This is a genomic window from Kitasatospora sp. NPDC088548, from assembly GCF_044753005.1.
In the GTDB taxonomy this organism is placed as follows: Bacteria; Actinomycetota; Actinomycetes; order Streptomycetales; family Streptomycetaceae; genus Kitasatospora.
Genome location: NZ_JBIVMI010000001.1, coordinates 164,624 through 179,823 on the forward strand (window position 1 = coordinate 164,624; position 15,200 = coordinate 179,823).

The window sequence follows — 15,200 nt, forward strand, 5'->3', positions numbered from 1 at the left end:
GTCCCAAGGAGTCCCATGGGCAGCCCCGCCACCCTCCGCCGCGCCCTGGCCCTGTTCGCCGCCGGGGCCACCGCCCTCACGGCCGCCAGTGTCTCCGTGCCGGCGCTCGGCGCCGCCTCCGCCGCGTCCCCCGCCTCCGCGCACCCGGCGTCCGGCGTCCACGTCCGCCCCGCCTCCAGCGGCCACACCAGCGCCGTCGGGCGGCCGGCCCCGCTGTCCACCTCGCAGTGCGTCAGCCAGATCGGCATCCACTGCTACTCCCCGCTCCAGTACCGGACCGCCTACAACCTGGGCCCGCTGTACCAGGAGGGTGTCACCGGCAAGGGCCGCACCATCGTCATCGTCGACTCCTTCGGCTCGCCGACCATCCAGCACGACCTGGAGGTCTTCGACAAGCAGTGGGGCATCCCGGACACCCAGGTCGAGGTGGTCAAGTGGGGCAACGTCCCGGTCTTCGACCCCACCAACCCCGACCACACCGGCTGGGCCGGCGAGACCACCCTGGACGTCGAGTACGCCCACGCCATCGCCCCCGACGCGCACATCGTCCTGGTGGAGACCGGCGTCGCCGAGACCGAGGGAACGACCGGTCTGCCCGAGATGATGGACGCCGAGCGGGCCCTCATCAAGTCCGGCCGGGCCGACGTGATCTCGCAGAGCTTCGGCGCCACCGAGAACACCTTCCCCGGCTACGACAAGGGCGACTTCAAGTCCCTGACCGACCTGCGCTACGCCTTCAAGGAGGCCGCCGCCCGCGACGTCACCGTGCTCGCCGCCTCCGGCGACAACGGCGCGACCGACGCCCAGGAGAACGGCACCGACCTCTACCCGTACCGGGTCAACTCCTGGCCGTCCTCCGACCCGCTGGTCACCTCGATCGGCGGCACCCAGCTCAGCCTGGATGACGCCGGCAAGCGGACCGCGCCCGACAAGGTCTGGCACGACAAGTACGGCGCGGGCGGCGGCGGGGTCTCCGGCGTCTTCGAGCGCCCCTTGTACCAGGCCGGCGTCGCCAACGTCACCGGCAACCACCGCGGCACCCCCGACATCAGCATGAGCGCGGCCGTGGACGGCGGCGCCTGGACGTACGAGTCGTACGACCCGACCTCGGTCGGCTGGCACCTCACCGGCGGCACCAGCGAGGCGACCCCGATCTTCTCCGGCGTCGTCGCCCTCGCCGACCAGCTCGCCGGGCACCGCCTCGGCCAGCTCAACTGGCGCCTCTACGGCCTCGACCTGCTCCCGCAGCAGTGGAGCGGCCTGGTCGACGTGACCACGGGCGACAACTCCTGGGACACCGTGACGGGCTACCAGGCCGCGAAGGGCTACGACCTCGCCAGCGGCCTCGGCACCATCGACGGGGCGAAGTTCGTCCACGCGATCGCCGGGCGGTAACCGCTCGACCGGCTCTTGACAGGACGGAGTGGGAAGTCGGCCGGCCGACTTCCCACTCCGTCGTCATGTCCGGGGCGGGCCGGTTCGGGGGCGCCGGCCCCTCAGACGCGGTCGGCCGCGGCGAGCTGGGCCAGGTGGCGTTCGGCCGCGCGGAGCTTGCGGCCGTCCGGGCCCGGCAGGCAGGCGCGGAGCTCGATGATCCCGGGGGCGATCCGGATGGCCTCCGCCCGGTCCTGGATCGCCCGCCAGCAGGCCTCGGCGTTGGTGGCCGCCTGCTGGGTCTCCGGGTGGTCCGGGCCCTGGGAGCGGAGCAGCGTCAGGGCCACCTCGCGGTAGATGTCCGCCGCCTCGGCCGTCTTCCCGGCGAGCCGGCACACATGCGCCCGGACCTGCCGCACCTGGAGCACGGGCGCGGAGACGGCGCCGTGCTCGGCGGTCGCCTCCAGTTCGAGGGCGAGGGCGAGATCGGTGGCGGCGGCGTGCTCCCCCGCGTCGGCGCTGCGGACGATCCGGCCGATCACCTCGCGGTAGTCGGCGCGGGGTGCGGGGGCGAGCCGGGGCTCGGGCTGAGGCTCGTGATCAGGCGCGGGCGCGGGTGTGGCGTCCCCGGGCTCGGCGTCCACCGGCGCGACCCCGGCCGGTTCGGCGTCACCGGGCCGGCCGTCGGCCGGCACCTCGGCAGCGGGCTCGATGGCCGGCACGGCGCCGGCCGGTTCCGGGGCGGTCGGCGGCGCGGCGTCGGCGGGCACGGCGTCGGCAGGCACGGCGTCGGCAGGCACGGCGTCCGACGGTTCGGCGTCCGACGGCAGCGGGTCCGAAGGCACGTCGTCCGAAGGCACCGCATCCGCCGGGAGCGCCTTGTCCAGCGTCACCCCGACCGGGGCCGGCGGCTGCCAGGCGTACGGCTTCAGCAGGCTGACGGGCCGGGCCGGCCGCGGAGGGGTGGGGACGATGTGGGCCTTCAGCAGGTTCACCGGCCCCTCGGTCGGCGTCCCGGCCCCGGCTGCGGCCGTCACGACAGCCACCGGGGCCACCGGGGCAGCCACGGACACGGCCACCGGGGTACCCGCGGCGGCGCCCGGCCCGAACGCGGCCGCGGCGGGCTTGTCCAGGGTGACGGGCGGCCGCGGCGCGGGGGTGTCGTGCGGGGCGGCCGGGCGGGGCAGGACGGCGGCCGGGCCCGGGCCGTCGTACGGGACGGCGTCCGGCAGGGGGCCGTCGGCGCGGCGGGCGGTGTTGCGGAAGATCGGGCGGTCGGGCGCGTGGGTGGCCAGGATGACGACGTCCGGGCGGAGCACCGAGTACACCTGCTGGCGCAGCTGTTCGGGCGCCAGGACGGCATCGGCGCCGGGGCGGCCGCCGTGCAGCGCCTCGATCAGGGCGCGGGTGAAGGTGCCGATCTGCTCCGGGTCCGGGCTGACCACCGCCCAGAGCGGGAGGCCGTCGGCGAGCGGCGAGACGGTGCCCTGGAGGAACGGCCAGGCCTGCTGGTCCGCGCTCAGGTCGGCGATGACGAGGGTCTGCCACTCCGCCGGGCGGTGGCGCAGCTCGGCGGCGATGGACTGCCAGGCGAGGCCGTCCTGCCGGACGCTGCCGGGCTTGGAGTCGCGCAGGGTGAGGTGGAGCTGACCGCCGCGCTTGTCGGCGAGCAGGTGGCCGCCGAGATGGACGAGCAGCGGTCCGGGGTGGCGGGCGGCGGCGCGCAGGTGGGCCAGCACGGTGTGCGGGTCGCTGGCGCCGGGGAGGTGGACGGCGTCCACGGCGTCCGCCGCGAGCAGCACCTGCGGTTGCACGGCGGCGAGCATCGCGGACAGCACGGGCGCCTGCGCGGGCCCGCCGCGGCCCCAGGTGCGGCGGCCGGAGGTGCCGTAGCCGCCTTCGACCACCAGGATCCGCCCGCGCGGCGCGGTGCCGAAGCCGTTGGCGCCGGCCAGACCGACCACGCCGTGGGCGGGGGTGGCGCCGGGCAGGCCGACCGGCGGCGGCGTCGCCGAGGGCGGTGGGACCACGGCGGGCATCCCGGTGACGGTCCATCCGGTGGGCGGCGCGGGCGGCGGGGCGGGGACCGGCGCCGGGGGTTCGTAGAGGGCGGCCGGGCCGGGTGGATGCTCCTCGTACGGGTTGCGCGGCGCACCGGGCGGTACGGCGTCCCAGGGCCCCGCGTCCGCCAGCGGATCGGGACCTCCCGGGACAGCTGTCGTTTCCGCCATCTCTGGTCACCGCCCACCCCGCCGCTCAGCGGCGTCTGATGCCCTTGCCCCGTGGTGCCTGCCACCACGCCGTTTTCCGCCACCCTACGAGATCCCGGCTCACCCGAGCCAGGCCGGGTGGGCGGTCGGCGGACCGTCAGGGTCCTTCGGGTACACCCGGTCCGACTGTCCGTCCGTCGGAGGCGCGCGGAGGCGTCGCCGCGCGGGGGCGCACTCCGGTGACCACGAGGTCGAGCAGGTGCCGGGCCTGTCGCTCCCGGTCCTGACCGTGGGCGGTGGCGATCGCGTTGGCCAGGCCGAGCAGTTCGGAGACCGTGACGTCCGCCCTTGCCGCACCCGCCCGCTGGGCCCGGCGCAGGAGTTCGGCACCGGTCGCGCGCACCCGGTCGTGTCGTGCTTCGACCCGGTCGCCGGGCTCGGCGAGCTCCTCCGACAGGAGCACGGCCAGCCCGCGGAAGGTGCCGCTGTGCCGGACGACGGCCAGCAGCCAGGCTTCCAGGGCCGGGCCCGGCGGGAGTTCGGCCGACAGCCGGTCCGCCCGGGCACACAGGCCGCGGACCTGATCGTCCAGGACGGCCGCGGCCAGTGCTTGGCGCCCCCGGAAGTGGCGGTGCAGCGTCGCCGAGCCGACCCCGGCGTGCCGGGCGATCCGCTCCAGGGAGACCAGCACCCCCTCGTCGGCGAACATCAGCCTGCTGTTCAGCGGACCGGAGGAGGCGGTCCAGCGGGTCGCCGCCGTGGCGGCCACCCTGGCGGTCTCCGACCTGGCGGCCGCGGTCGAGCGGGGGGGTGGCGGCCGGTGCCGTCGTGGTGATGCCCGCCCAGCCCACGCCCAACGGCCACCGCGCGGTCCTGCGCCACCCCGGCGGCGGTGTGTACGAGTACGTCGGCCCCTGAACCGACCGAGCACCCGGGCCTTGTCCATCGGCCCGGGAGATCCGGGGCCGTGCGCACCGGGCGCCCGGCTCGGCCCGCCCGTCGTGCTCACGGAATCGTGGGTTTCCGTGAGCACGGCGGTGGTCACGAGCCCGAGAGGAGGTCGCGCAGGAGGGCGACGGTGTCGGCGTCGAGGTCGCGGCCGGTGCGGCGGCTGAGGGCGTCGAGCCGGTTGACCGCGCGGACGAGCTGGTCGCGGGCGCCGGCGGAGGCGTAGGCGTAGAACAGGTCGCGGTGCAGGAGTTCGACGTCCGGGGCGACGGCGAGGCCGCGGAAGACGGCGGCCTCGGCGCTGCGGTGGTCGCCGTACTGGAGGCGGCGGGCGGCGAGTTCGTGGGCGGTGTCGACGATCGCGGCGATCATGTCCTGCCGCTCGGCCTCGGCCCAGCCGTACGCGGCGGGCGGGGCCTCGGCGAACGGGGCTCCCCGGACCAGGGCGAGGGCGTGGGCGAGGGCCGCGTCCGCCGTGGCGCTGGTGCTGCGCATACCCCGGCGGTAGAGGCTGCGGAACTCGTCCCAGTCGCAGGTGACGGTCGGGGCGAAGGCGTAGCCCTCGGTGGTGTCGATGGGCAGGAAGGCGCGCCCCTCGGTCGAGTTGCCGAACCAGGCGGCCAGGTCGGCGAGTTTGCCGGGCAGCGGGCTCTTGGCGTCGGCGACGGTGGGGTGCGGGTCGAGGTGGGCCGCGCCGGGGTGCAGGTCGTGGTCGAGCGCGGCGTGGTCGGCGCCGGGGCGCAGCGCCAGGTAGGCGGCGAGCTCGGTGAGCCGCAGCAGGGCGGTCGGGTCGGCCGTGCCGCTCGTGCACGCCACGTCGACGGGGCCGAGGAGGCGGATCCGGGGGGCGGTGCGGACGGCGTGCGCCTCCGGGGAGCGGAGGATGGCGAGCAGGTCGTCGCTGTCGGAGCGGCCGGAGGAGGTGCGGGCCACCGGGGCGACGGCGGCCGGACCGGGCTCGGCGGCCGAACCGGCAGCCGACTCGGTGGCAGGCTCGGGCTCGGCTGCGGCTGCGGCTGCGGGGGACGGTTCGGGGGACGGTTCCGGGCGGGCCGGGACGCGCGGGTCGGTGCCGGTGGGCGCGGGCGCGGGATCGTGGGTCGGCAGGGGTTCGGCGGGCGGCTGCGGCGGCACCGGCCGGGCGGGGTCCACGGGCTCGACCGGCGACACCGGGGCCACCGGGACGACCGCCTCGACGGCGGCGGGCAGTCGGAGGTTCTGCGTGGTCTCGTCGATGTCCGGCTCGGCATCCGGCGCGACGTCGAACCCGGCGGCCGGTCCCGCGTCCGGCCCGGCGTCGCCCGTCCGGGCGGGCGGCACGGCGGGGGTGCCGGCCCGCCGGCCGAGGCCGTTGACGATGTAGCGGGGCCCCGGCGCGGCGGGCGCGGCCGGGTCGGTGCCCGCGAAGGGGCTGGCGCCGGTGCCGATGACCCGGGCGATCAGCCGCGGACCGGCCGCCTCGGTGCCGCCGTCCACCTCGCCGGAGGTCTCCGTGCGCGCGCCGACGGCGGCCAGCACCGGTACCCCGGAGGGGAGTTCGGCCGGTTCGAGGTCGGTGCCGGGGCCGTCCAGGGTCCAGGCGGGGGCGGGGTGCTGGGTGGTGTCGTCGGCGGCCCTGAGCAGTTCGGAGACCTGCTCGTACTGCCGGGTGGTCAGGCGCTGGAGCTCCAGGGTGAGGTGCAGCCCGGGGATGGTGGCCTGGCCGGTGGAGGGCAGGGTCCAGCGGGCGACCGGGCCGGTGCCGCGCTCGGGCGCGCGGGTGACCACGGCGACGCACGTCCGGGGGCGGGCGTCGAGCAGGCGGCCGAGTTCGGCCGGGATCTCGCCACCGGGCTGCTGGGCGCAGAGCACGATCTCCGGGACCCAGGACTCGTCGGCCTGGCCGCGGCTGCGCGCGTCCCGGGGGCTGGCGGCCTCGGCGGCGACCAGCGTGGCGCGGGCCTTGGCGGTGCGCGGGCCGAGCGCGGTGAGGGCGGCCTCCAGGGTGGGGTGGCGGTGGACGCGCTCGGCGGCCGGGCCGCTGATCGGCAGTTCCTCGACGAGGTCCACCAGGTGCAGGTGGAGGCGGTCGGCGAGCGGGCTGTGGGCCAGCTCGATGGCGAGGGTGCGCAGCACGTCCCGGGCGTCGTCCGGGTGGCCGGACAGGTGGAGCAGCCGGACGGTCTCCAGGTCGGCGAGGACCACCGAACCGTCCGGCGAGGAGCCGAGGGTGACCAGGGCCGGGTAGGGCGCGGCGGTCTTGCGGGCCTGGGCGGGCGAGAGCAGTTCGCCGGAGTCGGCGGCGCACCACCAGATGTTGGGTGTGTGGGCGGCGCGGAACGGGGCGATCGGGGCGGCCGGGCCGGCGAGGTGCAGCTCGACCGTGCGGCCCGCGGTGATCCGGGCGGCGACGATGGCGGGCAGCCGCTTGCCGCCGCGCACGGTGTTGCGGGCCATGGTGCGCAGGGCGCGGTCGAGCAGGTCGAGGCCGCTGTCGTCCTGGCGGGCCTTGAGTTCGGCCTCGAAGGCGGCGGCCGGGGCGGCGGGCATGGCGATGCGGTGCCGGGGACGGCGGGCGCGCAGCTGGGCGCCGCGCTTGCGGGCGACGGCACCGACCATGACGGCGGCGAGCAGGACGCCGACGGTGGAGGCGGCGAGGGCGACGGTGTAGTCGTCGCTCGTGGCGTCCTCGGCGTCGGCGGCGGGGGCCTGGCCCGGTGCCTGGCCGGGGGCCTGCGTCGCGGGCGCGGGGGCCGGGGCGGGCGCCTGGGTGGCGGGGGCGGACGGCGCGGGGGCCGGAGCCTGGTCGGCGGGAGCCGGGGCCGGAGCGGGTGCGGGCGCGGGCGCGGGAGCAGGCGTGGCCGCCCCCGGGACGGTCAGCACCATCCCCGGCACCACCACGTCCGGGTCCGTCAGCCGCTCGCCGTCCGGCGCCTGGGCGCCCTTGTTCGCCTCGAACAGCTGCGGCCAGGCCTCGGCGTCGCCCAGCTCCCGCTGCGCGATGCCCGACAGACTGTCCCCGGTGGCGACCGTCACCGTGGCGTGCCCGGCGCCGGTGGTCCCGGACTGCGGTGCGGTCGGAGCCGGCGGCGCGGGGGCCGGGGCGGGCGCCGGTGCCGGGGCCTTGGCGTCGCCCGGCATCAGCAGCTCCCAGCCGGGCTGGATCGGCCGGTCCGCGTCGAAGCGGATTCCCGAACCGTCCATCACCCGGCCGTCGTTGAGCTTGGCGATCTCCACCCAGCGCTCCCCCGAGCCGAGTTGACGCTCGGCGATGGACCAGAGGCTGTCGGCCGGGCGGCTGTCGCGCACGGTGTAGGTGGGGTTCTGCTCGGCGGCGGGCGTCAGCGCGGGCGCCGCCTGCGCGGCGGTCAGCGCGGCCCGCTGCACGCCGGCGGTCAACTGGGCCGGGGCCGAGGCGGCCGGGGCCCGGTCGGGGGCGGCGGCGAAGGCCGAACCGGCGACCGGCAGCAGGGCGATCACCGAACCGACCAGCCCGGCCGCGACCCGCTGGCTCCAGCCGAACGCCGGGATCCGCCGGGCGATCCGGCCGCGCAGCTGGGCCGGGATCTCCAGCAGGACGGAGAGCGCGAAGCAGAGCCACCCCAGCCAGCCGATCGCGACCAGCAGCCAGAGGAAGAGCCGCCCGTCGTCCGGGCTGGTCAGCGCCTGGCCGAGGCCGTCCGGCGCGACCTCGCCCATCGCGGCCACCGCCTGGGTGCCGTAGAGCAGCAGGGCGGGGACGCCGACCAGCAGGCCGAGCAGGGCGACCAGCGCGGCGAGCGCGGTGAGTACGGATCCACCGCGGCCGCGGCGGGGCGGCAGCGGCGCCGGCCGGCGGCCGGGCGCCGGGGAGGCTGGCCCGCCACGGGCCGAACGTCCGGCTCGGGCTTGGTCCTTGGCACGTGGCGCGGCCATCAGTCGGTCTCCGCTTTCTCGACTCCGTGGACGAGGGTCGCACTGCCCTTGCCCGTCACCTTCTGTTTGCCGAGTTCGCCCAGCAGGGCCGGCCGGTAGTCCGCCTGCACCGTGATGGTGACGACCGAACCGTCGCCGGAGAACTCGACGTTGTGGACGGCGAGGCCGTACAGGCCGAGGTAGCTGTTGGCGGCCTCTTTGACGTACTCCTGCTTGACCCGGTACCCCTCGCCCTGGAGCACGGCGGCCTCGTCGAGCTGCTGGCCGCCCACCCGGGCGGCCTCCTGGGCGTAGCCGTCGGTCCGCTCGGCGACCCGCAGCCGGCCGCCTGCGTCGATGACCAGGGCGATCACCAGGACCAGGAACGCGGCGCAGATCGCCACGAAGATCGCGATCGCACCCTGGTCCGACCGGCCGCGCCGGGCACCCAGGGCACGCAGGAAGCCCCGGCCACGCGGGACACCCGAGTCACCCGGGCCACGCAGGCCGTCCCGCCCGCCCGGGGCACCCCGGCCAGCCGGGCCGTCTCCCACGGGTGTGCGCACCATCACGCCCCCTCCCGCACGTTCGTCTCCCCACCGGCTCCCTCGGGAACCGTTCCGCTTCGTACCGTCATCCCCCGGGCGCTCTCCGCTTGCGTCTCCCCCGCGCGGGCCGTTCCCAATCCCCGGGCTGTCACCAATCCCCGGCGGGGGTATCCCGCCGGGCCCCGCCCGGGCCCACTCCCGGTCACTCGCCGCGGTACCGGTCGAGGACGGAGGTGAACTCCCCGACGAGGTGCTTCGTCAGCGGCATCCTCGGCCCGAACAGCAGGTCGTCCAGGCCGACGTCGCAGCGCACCGTCACCTTGACGGTCCTGATCGCCCTGCCCCGGACCTCGATCTGGCCGTCCGTGGCCTGGACGTCCAGGCCGCGGCAGTCGACGCCCTGCTGGCGCAGGGTGTCCACGGCCGTCGTCCGGGCCAGGTCCCTCGTGCTCTCCACGCCGCGCGCCATCGAGACCGTCCGGGCCGCCGAGCGGGCCGCCGCCTCCACCGTGCCGGCCGTGGTCTGCACCCGGCCGGCGGCGATGGCCACCAGGATCAGGCCGACGACGCCCGGGGCGACGATCGCCGCCTCGATCGCCACCCCGCCGCCGTCCCGCCCGCAGGCCGACCGCCGCGCGCGGGTGGTCCGCCACCACCGGGCCGAGCGCCTCACGGCACCGCCTTCGGGGGGACGAACCGCTCGCGCGGCGCCTCGGCGTGCTGGGTGATGGTCGGCGGAGTGACGCCGGGTATCAGGATCGGCGGCGTCACTTCGACGGTGACCCTGATCAGCACCGGCGTACTCCCGTCCGTGCTCACGCGGTAGTCGCGTTCGCCCTGCCGGCCGAGGAAGTCCTCGGCCTGCCGCCTCGCCGCGGCGTCCTTCACCGCGTCGCTCGCGTTCCCCTGCACCCGGCCGGCGTCCACACCCTCGCGGGCGGCGGTGAGCGCGAGTTGGCGGTTGTACCACCACATCGAGCCCTGGACGACGATCAGGACGAGCAGGAGCACCACGGGGAAGACGATGGCCAGGCTCAGGCTCATCGCCCCGCGGTCGGTGCGGCGACGGGGTCGGCGAATCACCCGGTCGCACCTCCCCCGCCCGCGCCCGGCAGGTTCGGGTCCTCCTTGACCTTGTTCACGACCTTGTCCTTCAGCGCGTACAGGGCCACCGCGACGGCCCCGGCGACGAAGACCAACGCGATGATCGCCAGGGCGAGTTCGATGCTGATGGCACCGCGGTCGCCACGGGCCCGGGCGGCGCGCAGCCGGCCCACCCGGAAGTGGAAGAGCAGCAGGGCGAACTGGACGGGTAGCAGGGCCGGCCGGATCAACCGGCCTGCCAGGTTCTTCAGTTGGACGTTCATCGGGACTCCCGGGGTGTGGTGTGGTGACTGCTGATCACAACTGCCTGTGTACTGATCTCAGTTGAGCATCTGGTGCAGCGCGGGGAAGACGATCAGGACGGTCATCAGCAGGGTCAGCGCGGCCCCGGGAGCGACCATCCGCTCACTGTCGGCGTTGGCGCGGGCCAGGTCCTCGGCGAGCAGTTCGCCGCGCAGGCCCTTGGCCCGGGCCCGCAGCGTGTCGTAGACGGCGGCGCCGTCGGTGCCGGAGATCCGCATGATGTCCGCGACGTCCTGCAGCGGGGTCAGCCCGAGCTCGACGGCGAGCGCGTCCAGGCCGGCCCAGGGCGGCAGCCGGTCGGTGGCGGCCCGGTCCAGGGCCTCCCGGATCCGGCGGAAGACCGGGCCGCGCCCGACCGAGGCGGCCCGGCGCAGCGCCTCGGCGGGCCCGCAGTCGGCGGCCCGTTCGAGCGCGACGAGCTCCAGGTAGGCGGCGATGCCGTGCAGGTACTCGGTCCGCGCCTCCTTGGCCTCGCCGCGCACGATGGCGTCCGGGACGAACCAGAGCAGCCCGGCCAGCAGCGGCCCGAGCAGCAGCGGCAGGGCGAACGGCAGGCCCATGTCCAGCAGCACCGCCATCGCCGCCAGATAGGCCGGGAGGACCAGGCCGATCAGGGCGAAGAGCAGCTTGTGCGCCATGAACCGGGCGGGGGCGCGGCCGATCAGCGACAGCTCGCGCTGCGGGATCCGCACGCCGCGCAGGCCGATCGAGCGCTCGCCGATCCGGTCGAACCAGCGAGGCCGCTCGTCCGGGTCGGGCACCCGGTCGGCGGGGGTGCGGTGCAGCCGGTCCAGCGCCTGGCCCAGGTCGGGCGGGGCGGGGCGGAGTTCGGACACCAGCAGGGCGACGCCGCCGGCCGCGATCGCGCCGGCCAGCACGGACCAGGGGGAGATCACCGCACCTCCCCGAGGTGTCGTTCGCCGTCGGTGGCGTCGGTCTGTTCCGCGCCCGGTCCGGACCGCCGGCCGGCCCGGCTGCGCCGGTCGGCCTCCAGCAGCCGGGGCACCGGCGGGTGCGAGGCGAGCGCGCGCATCCAGGCGATCACCGCCACGAACAGCGCGGCCACCACGCCGAGCACCACCTGCCCCAGCAGGGAGCTGTACGGCCTGGTGTAGTCGGTGTTGAACGAGCCGAGGGTGACGACCAGCACGATGATGCCGACCAGCCAGCGGATGGTGGTGCGGTGCTTGGCCCGGTCGGCCTCGATGACGCGGCGCTGGCGGACCTCCTCGCGGACCGAGTCGGCCATGTCGGAGAGGGCCCGGGCGAGGCCGGGACCGCTGTCCCCGGCCCGCAGCAGCAGGGCGGCTAGCACCTTGTCCGCGGTGGCGTCGGCGATGCTGTCGGCGAAGGCGCGCAGCGCCTCCTCGGGCCGCCAGCGGGCCTGCAGCCGGGCGGCCAGCTCACCCACCTCCTCCTCCAGCGCGGCCGGGGCGGTCCGGCGGCTGGTGACGATGGCCTGGTTGAGGCCGACGCCGAGCAGCAGCACGTCCGCGATGCGCTGGGTCCACTCGGAGAGCGCCTCCAGCCGTTCGATCCGGTGGGTGTCGGGTCGGGTGGTGTCGAACAGCCAGGGCAGCCCGAAGACGGCCAGCGGCACCAGCAGCGCGGTCAGCGGGATGCCGGTGAACAGCCAGGCCAGGGCCGCGCCGATCAGTGCCAGCGGCAGCTGGACCCGGCGCAGCCGCGCCACCCGGGCGGGGGCGGTGCCGGGGGCGCCGTACCAGAAGACGTGGGCGCGGCCGGCCAGCGGGTTGGCCGGCGTGCGGTCGCCGTCCCCCTCCTCGCCGGCCCCCGCGCTGCCACGGGCCCAGGCCACCAGGGCGACCAGGCCGGTGGCGACCAGCAGTCCGCACAGGGCGAAGAGCAGCATCATCGCGCGCCACCGCCGATCCGCAGCTGGAGCGGCGCGGTCCAGCTCCCGTACCGGGAGCCGAGCAGCGAGGCGTCGAAGCCGGCCCGGCGCAGGTCGTCCAGGCAGTTCGGCGGGGTGTGCGGGACGGCGCGCGGCTCGCCCAGGTCGGGGCGCGGGCCGAACACCGTGTTCAGCGCGGGCCGGCCGCTCTCGCCGAGGCCGGTGACCTCCATGACGTGCGAGACGAAGCGGTGGCGGCGGCCGCCGACGGCCGTCTCGTCGACCATCGCGACGTGCACGATGAGGTCCACGGCGTTGGCGGTGAGGCGGTAGGCGAGCATGTCGGTCATGTGCGAGCCGTACTCCAGGCAGAGTTCGGCGATCCGGTCGACCACCATGTGCGGGCCGCGCGCGTGCAGGGTGCACATCGAGCCGCCCTCGCCGTTGGTCATCACGCGCAGCATCGGGACGACCTCGCCGGAGCGGACCTCGCCGACGATGATCCGGGAGAGGGTCATCCGCAGCGCGGCCGGGATGAGGTCGCCGATCGTCAGCTCGCCCGCCATCCGGCCCTCGACGCGCTCGCCGTTGCCCTCGCGGGCCTCCATCGGGACGACCTGGCGCAGATGGCCGAGGGTGTGCAGCCAGAGCTCGAACTCCGACTCCAGGGTGCCGATCCGTTCGTCCGGCGGGATCTCGGCGGCCATCGCGCGCAGCAGGCTGGTCTTGCCGACGCCCTGGGTGCCGGTGATCATCACGTTCTTCCTGGCCCGGATCGCCGAGCCCAGGAAGGCGGCCAGGGTGGAGTCCAGGGTGCCGAGCTGGACCATCTCGGTGAGCGTCGCCGAGGCCACCCGGTGACGGCGGATCGCCACGTACGGGCGCGGCGTCACCTCGGTGAGCGCCTGGAGGCGCATGCCGCCCTCCAGCCGCAGCGCGAGCGTCGGGCTGGCGGTCGAGAGGCTGCGCTCGCCGCCGCCGTGCTGCCGGGCGAGGTCCTGGAGCAGTTCGACGAGTTCGGCGTCGCTGTCGGCCACCGGCGGTACCTGGCGCAGGGGTTGGTGCACCCGGGAGACCCAGACGTCGTCGCAGCCGTTGATCAGGATGTTCTCGATGTCCGGGTCGTCCAGGTAGGGCTGGAGCCGGCCGGCCCGGAAGAGCAGGTCGAAGACGGCCTCGGCGAGGGCGCGGTCCTGCTCCCGGGTCGGCGGGATGCCGTGGGTCTGCGCGTAGGCGTCGGACCAGCGGGCGACGGCCTCCTCGATCAGCGCCCGGCCGCGCTGGCGGCGGGTGGCGCGGTCCGGCTCGGCACCGGAGGTGGTGGTCAACCGGGTGATCTGCTGGTGCAGTTCGGCCGCCACCTGGCGCTTGAGCTCGCGCGCCACCTGCGGGTCGACGGCCGGCCGGGTGCCGGCGCCGCGCCGGTCGAGCGCGGGCAGCTGGGAGGGGACGGCGGTGGGCGTCGCGGCGCCGCCCTGGTGGGCGCCCGGGTACCCGCCCCCGTGCGGTGGCTGGGGCGCTCCGGGCGCGATCGGCCCGGGCCGGACCGGACCGGGTGCCACCGGGCCGGGGGCGACCGGACCGGCCTGGGGCACCGGCTGGGGCGCCGCCCAGGGCAGCGCGGCCGGGTCGGCCGCCGGGTGCTGATGCAGGGGGCTACCGCGCACGGAGCACCTCCCCGTAGGTGACGTGCGGCTGCTGCTGCGGCGCCTGGCCGTGGGGCTGGGGCGGCTGCGCGTACGGCTGCGGGTGGGCGGGCTGGGGGTGGGCGGGCTGCGCGTACGGCTGCGGCTGGACGGGCTGCGGCTGCCCGTACTGCTGCGGTGCGCCCGGCGACTGCTGCGGCTGGACGTACTGCTGTGGCTGGACGTGCTGTTCCGGTCGGACGTGCGGCGAGGGCGCGGCATGCTTCGGCGGCCGGGCCTGCTGCGGGGGCTGGACGTGCTGCGGTGGCTGGACATGTTGCGGCTGGACGTGTGCCGGGAACGGCGCCGGCGCGGCCGGCTGGGGCGCCAGCCCCGCGAGCGGCGCCACCGGCCCGGTGGTGATCACCGGCGGCGCGCCGTGCTGCGGCGGCTGGCCGAACGACGGGGACGACGGGGACGGCTGCTGCGGTGGCTGGGCCGCCTGCGGCGGGTACCCGGACGGCTCCCCCTCGGCCGTCGGCGCCGCCGCGACCTGCGCGGGCGCGGCCGAGGGCGCCAGCCGCTGCCGGCGGCGGCGCACCAGCAGCTGCACCTCGTCGGCCGCCGACCGGGCGGTGCGCATCAGCTCCGAGCGGATGAACCGCCGGTCGGTGATGTCCCCGCCGTCCGACAGCACCCGCGCGGTGCGCACCGCGTGCGGCAGCTGCCCGAGCACCGGCAGCCCGAACTCGCGCGCCACCTCCGCCCCCGAGTACGGCCCCTCGGTGACCAGCAGCAGCCCCAGGGCGTCCGCCCCGGTGCCGGCCGTCGCCAGGTCCTCGGCCAGCGCGGCCAGCCGGGGCCGGACCGCGCTCAGCCCGCGCAGCGTGGTCCGTACGGTGGCCGCCACCACGTCGGCCCGCCGGGCCAGCACGGCGCTGGTCCCGGTGGCGCCGGAGCGCCCGAGGTCCAGGATCACGTCGTAGCCCTGCTGTTCGAGGCCGTGCAGCACCTCCATCAGCGGCTCCCAGGTGTAGGCGAGCCCGGGCGCCTGGGTGGGGTCGGTCAGCCCGGGCAGCAGCAGCCGGTCGGCGCCGCCCTCGGGCGAGAGGTCGATCAGCTGTTCCCAGAGCGCCTGGGCGAGCAGCCCGCGCCGGTCCGCGACGGCGAGGTTGCGCAGCCCGTACACGGCCTCGACCCGGCCCTCCAGCGCGCCGGCGAGCACCGCGCCGCCGTCCGGGTCGCACTCCACCAGCAGGACCCGGCGCCCCGGCTGCAGCGGCCAGGCCAGCAGCAGCGCCAGTGCCGTCGTGGTCGCGCCCGGGGCCCCCGGGCCGCCGACCACCGCGATCACGGCCAT

At 76.5% G+C, this 15,200-nt stretch carries 12 protein-coding genes; 1 reads left to right on the plus strand and 11 read right to left on the minus strand.

What is annotated here, in order from left to right:
* Positions 1-15: 15 nt before the first annotated feature.
* On the plus strand, positions 16-1,395 hold the full coding sequence (locus tag ACIP82_RS00725; RefSeq protein WP_400649399.1) for a S8 family serine peptidase: 1,380 nt from the start codon (positions 16-18) through the stop codon (positions 1,393-1,395).
* Positions 1,396-1,496: 101 nt separating this feature from the next.
* On the opposite strand, the gene ACIP82_RS00730 is transcribed toward ACIP82_RS00725, so the two are convergent.
* The 11 genes from ACIP82_RS00730 to ACIP82_RS00780 form a co-directional block, all read right to left on the minus strand.
* Positions 1,497-3,605: a hypothetical protein gene (locus tag ACIP82_RS00730; RefSeq protein WP_400649402.1), complete on the minus strand. Its 2,109-nt coding sequence runs from the start codon at positions 3,603-3,605 to the stop codon at positions 1,497-1,499.
* Between the two features lie 136 nt (positions 3,606-3,741).
* On the minus strand, positions 3,742-4,353 hold the full coding sequence (locus ACIP82_RS00735; protein ID WP_400649403.1) for a TetR/AcrR family transcriptional regulator: 612 nt from the start codon (positions 4,351-4,353) through the stop codon (positions 3,742-3,744).
* Between the two features lie 272 nt (positions 4,354-4,625).
* A complete protein-coding gene (locus ACIP82_RS00740) occupies positions 4,626-8,426 on the minus strand; it encodes a LysM peptidoglycan-binding domain-containing protein (protein ID WP_400649406.1) in 3,801 nt (1,266 codons plus the stop codon).
* Positions 8,426-8,974 carry a hypothetical protein gene (locus ACIP82_RS00745; RefSeq protein WP_363606503.1) on the minus strand — a complete coding sequence of 183 codons (549 nt, stop codon included), beginning with the start codon at positions 8,972-8,974 and terminating at the stop codon, positions 8,426-8,428. Before ACIP82_RS00745 ends, ACIP82_RS00740 begins: the two co-directional genes overlap by 1 nt.
* Before the next feature lie 181 nt (positions 8,975-9,155).
* Positions 9,156-9,626 (minus strand): TadE family protein, encoded by a 471-nt coding sequence (locus ACIP82_RS00750; RefSeq protein ID WP_400649409.1) that lies wholly within the window; start codon positions 9,624-9,626, stop codon positions 9,156-9,158.
* A complete protein-coding gene (locus tag ACIP82_RS00755; protein WP_400649411.1) occupies positions 9,623-9,997 on the minus strand; it encodes a TadE/TadG family type IV pilus assembly protein in 375 nt (124 codons plus the stop codon). The genes ACIP82_RS00750 and ACIP82_RS00755 overlap by 4 nt, the downstream gene beginning before the upstream one ends.
* Before the next feature lie 35 nt (positions 9,998-10,032).
* A complete protein-coding gene (locus ACIP82_RS00760) occupies positions 10,033-10,320 on the minus strand; it encodes a hypothetical protein (protein ID WP_400649414.1) in 288 nt (95 codons plus the stop codon).
* Between the two features lie 57 nt (positions 10,321-10,377).
* Complete coding sequence (locus ACIP82_RS00765; protein WP_363606496.1) at positions 10,378-11,256, minus strand: hypothetical protein; 879 nt, start codon at positions 11,254-11,256, stop codon at positions 10,378-10,380.
* A complete protein-coding gene (locus ACIP82_RS00770; protein ID WP_400649417.1) occupies positions 11,253-12,236 on the minus strand; it encodes a type II secretion system F family protein in 984 nt (327 codons plus the stop codon). The genes ACIP82_RS00765 and ACIP82_RS00770 overlap by 4 nt, the downstream gene beginning before the upstream one ends.
* Positions 12,233-13,882 (minus strand): ATPase, T2SS/T4P/T4SS family, encoded by a 1,650-nt coding sequence (locus ACIP82_RS00775; protein ID WP_363606494.1) that lies wholly within the window; start codon positions 13,880-13,882, stop codon positions 12,233-12,235. The genes ACIP82_RS00770 and ACIP82_RS00775 overlap by 4 nt, the downstream gene beginning before the upstream one ends.
* On the minus strand, positions 13,872-15,200 hold the full coding sequence (locus ACIP82_RS00780; protein WP_400649420.1) for a hypothetical protein: 1,329 nt from the start codon (positions 15,198-15,200) through the stop codon (positions 13,872-13,874). The genes ACIP82_RS00775 and ACIP82_RS00780 overlap by 11 nt, the downstream gene beginning before the upstream one ends.

Bases quoted from the DNA above. Each gene is read 5' to 3' on its own strand.
- ACIP82_RS00725 (WP_400649399.1), top strand. From the start codon at position 16: ATGGGCAGCCCCGCCACCCTCCGCCGCGCCCTGGCCCTGTTCGCCGCC.
- ACIP82_RS00730 (WP_400649402.1), bottom strand. From the start codon at position 3,605: ATGGCGGAAACGACAGCTGTCCCGGGAGGTCCCGATCCGCTGGCGGAC.
- ACIP82_RS00740 (WP_400649406.1), bottom strand. From the start codon at position 8,426: ATGGCCGCGCCACGTGCCAAGGACCAAGCCCGAGCCGGACGTTCGGCC.
- ACIP82_RS00745 (WP_363606503.1), bottom strand. From the start codon at position 8,974: ATGGTGCGCACACCCGTGGGAGACGGCCCGGCTGGCCGGGGTGCCCCG.
- ACIP82_RS00755 (WP_400649411.1), bottom strand. From the start codon at position 9,997: ATGAGCCTGAGCCTGGCCATCGTCTTCCCCGTGGTGCTCCTGCTCGTC.
- ACIP82_RS00760 (WP_400649414.1), bottom strand. From the start codon at position 10,320: ATGAACGTCCAACTGAAGAACCTGGCAGGCCGGTTGATCCGGCCGGCC.
- ACIP82_RS00770 (WP_400649417.1), bottom strand. From the start codon at position 12,236: ATGATGCTGCTCTTCGCCCTGTGCGGACTGCTGGTCGCCACCGGCCTG.
- ACIP82_RS00780 (WP_400649420.1), bottom strand. From the start codon at position 15,200: ATGGCCGTGATCGCGGTGGTCGGCGGCCCGGGGGCCCCGGGCGCGACC.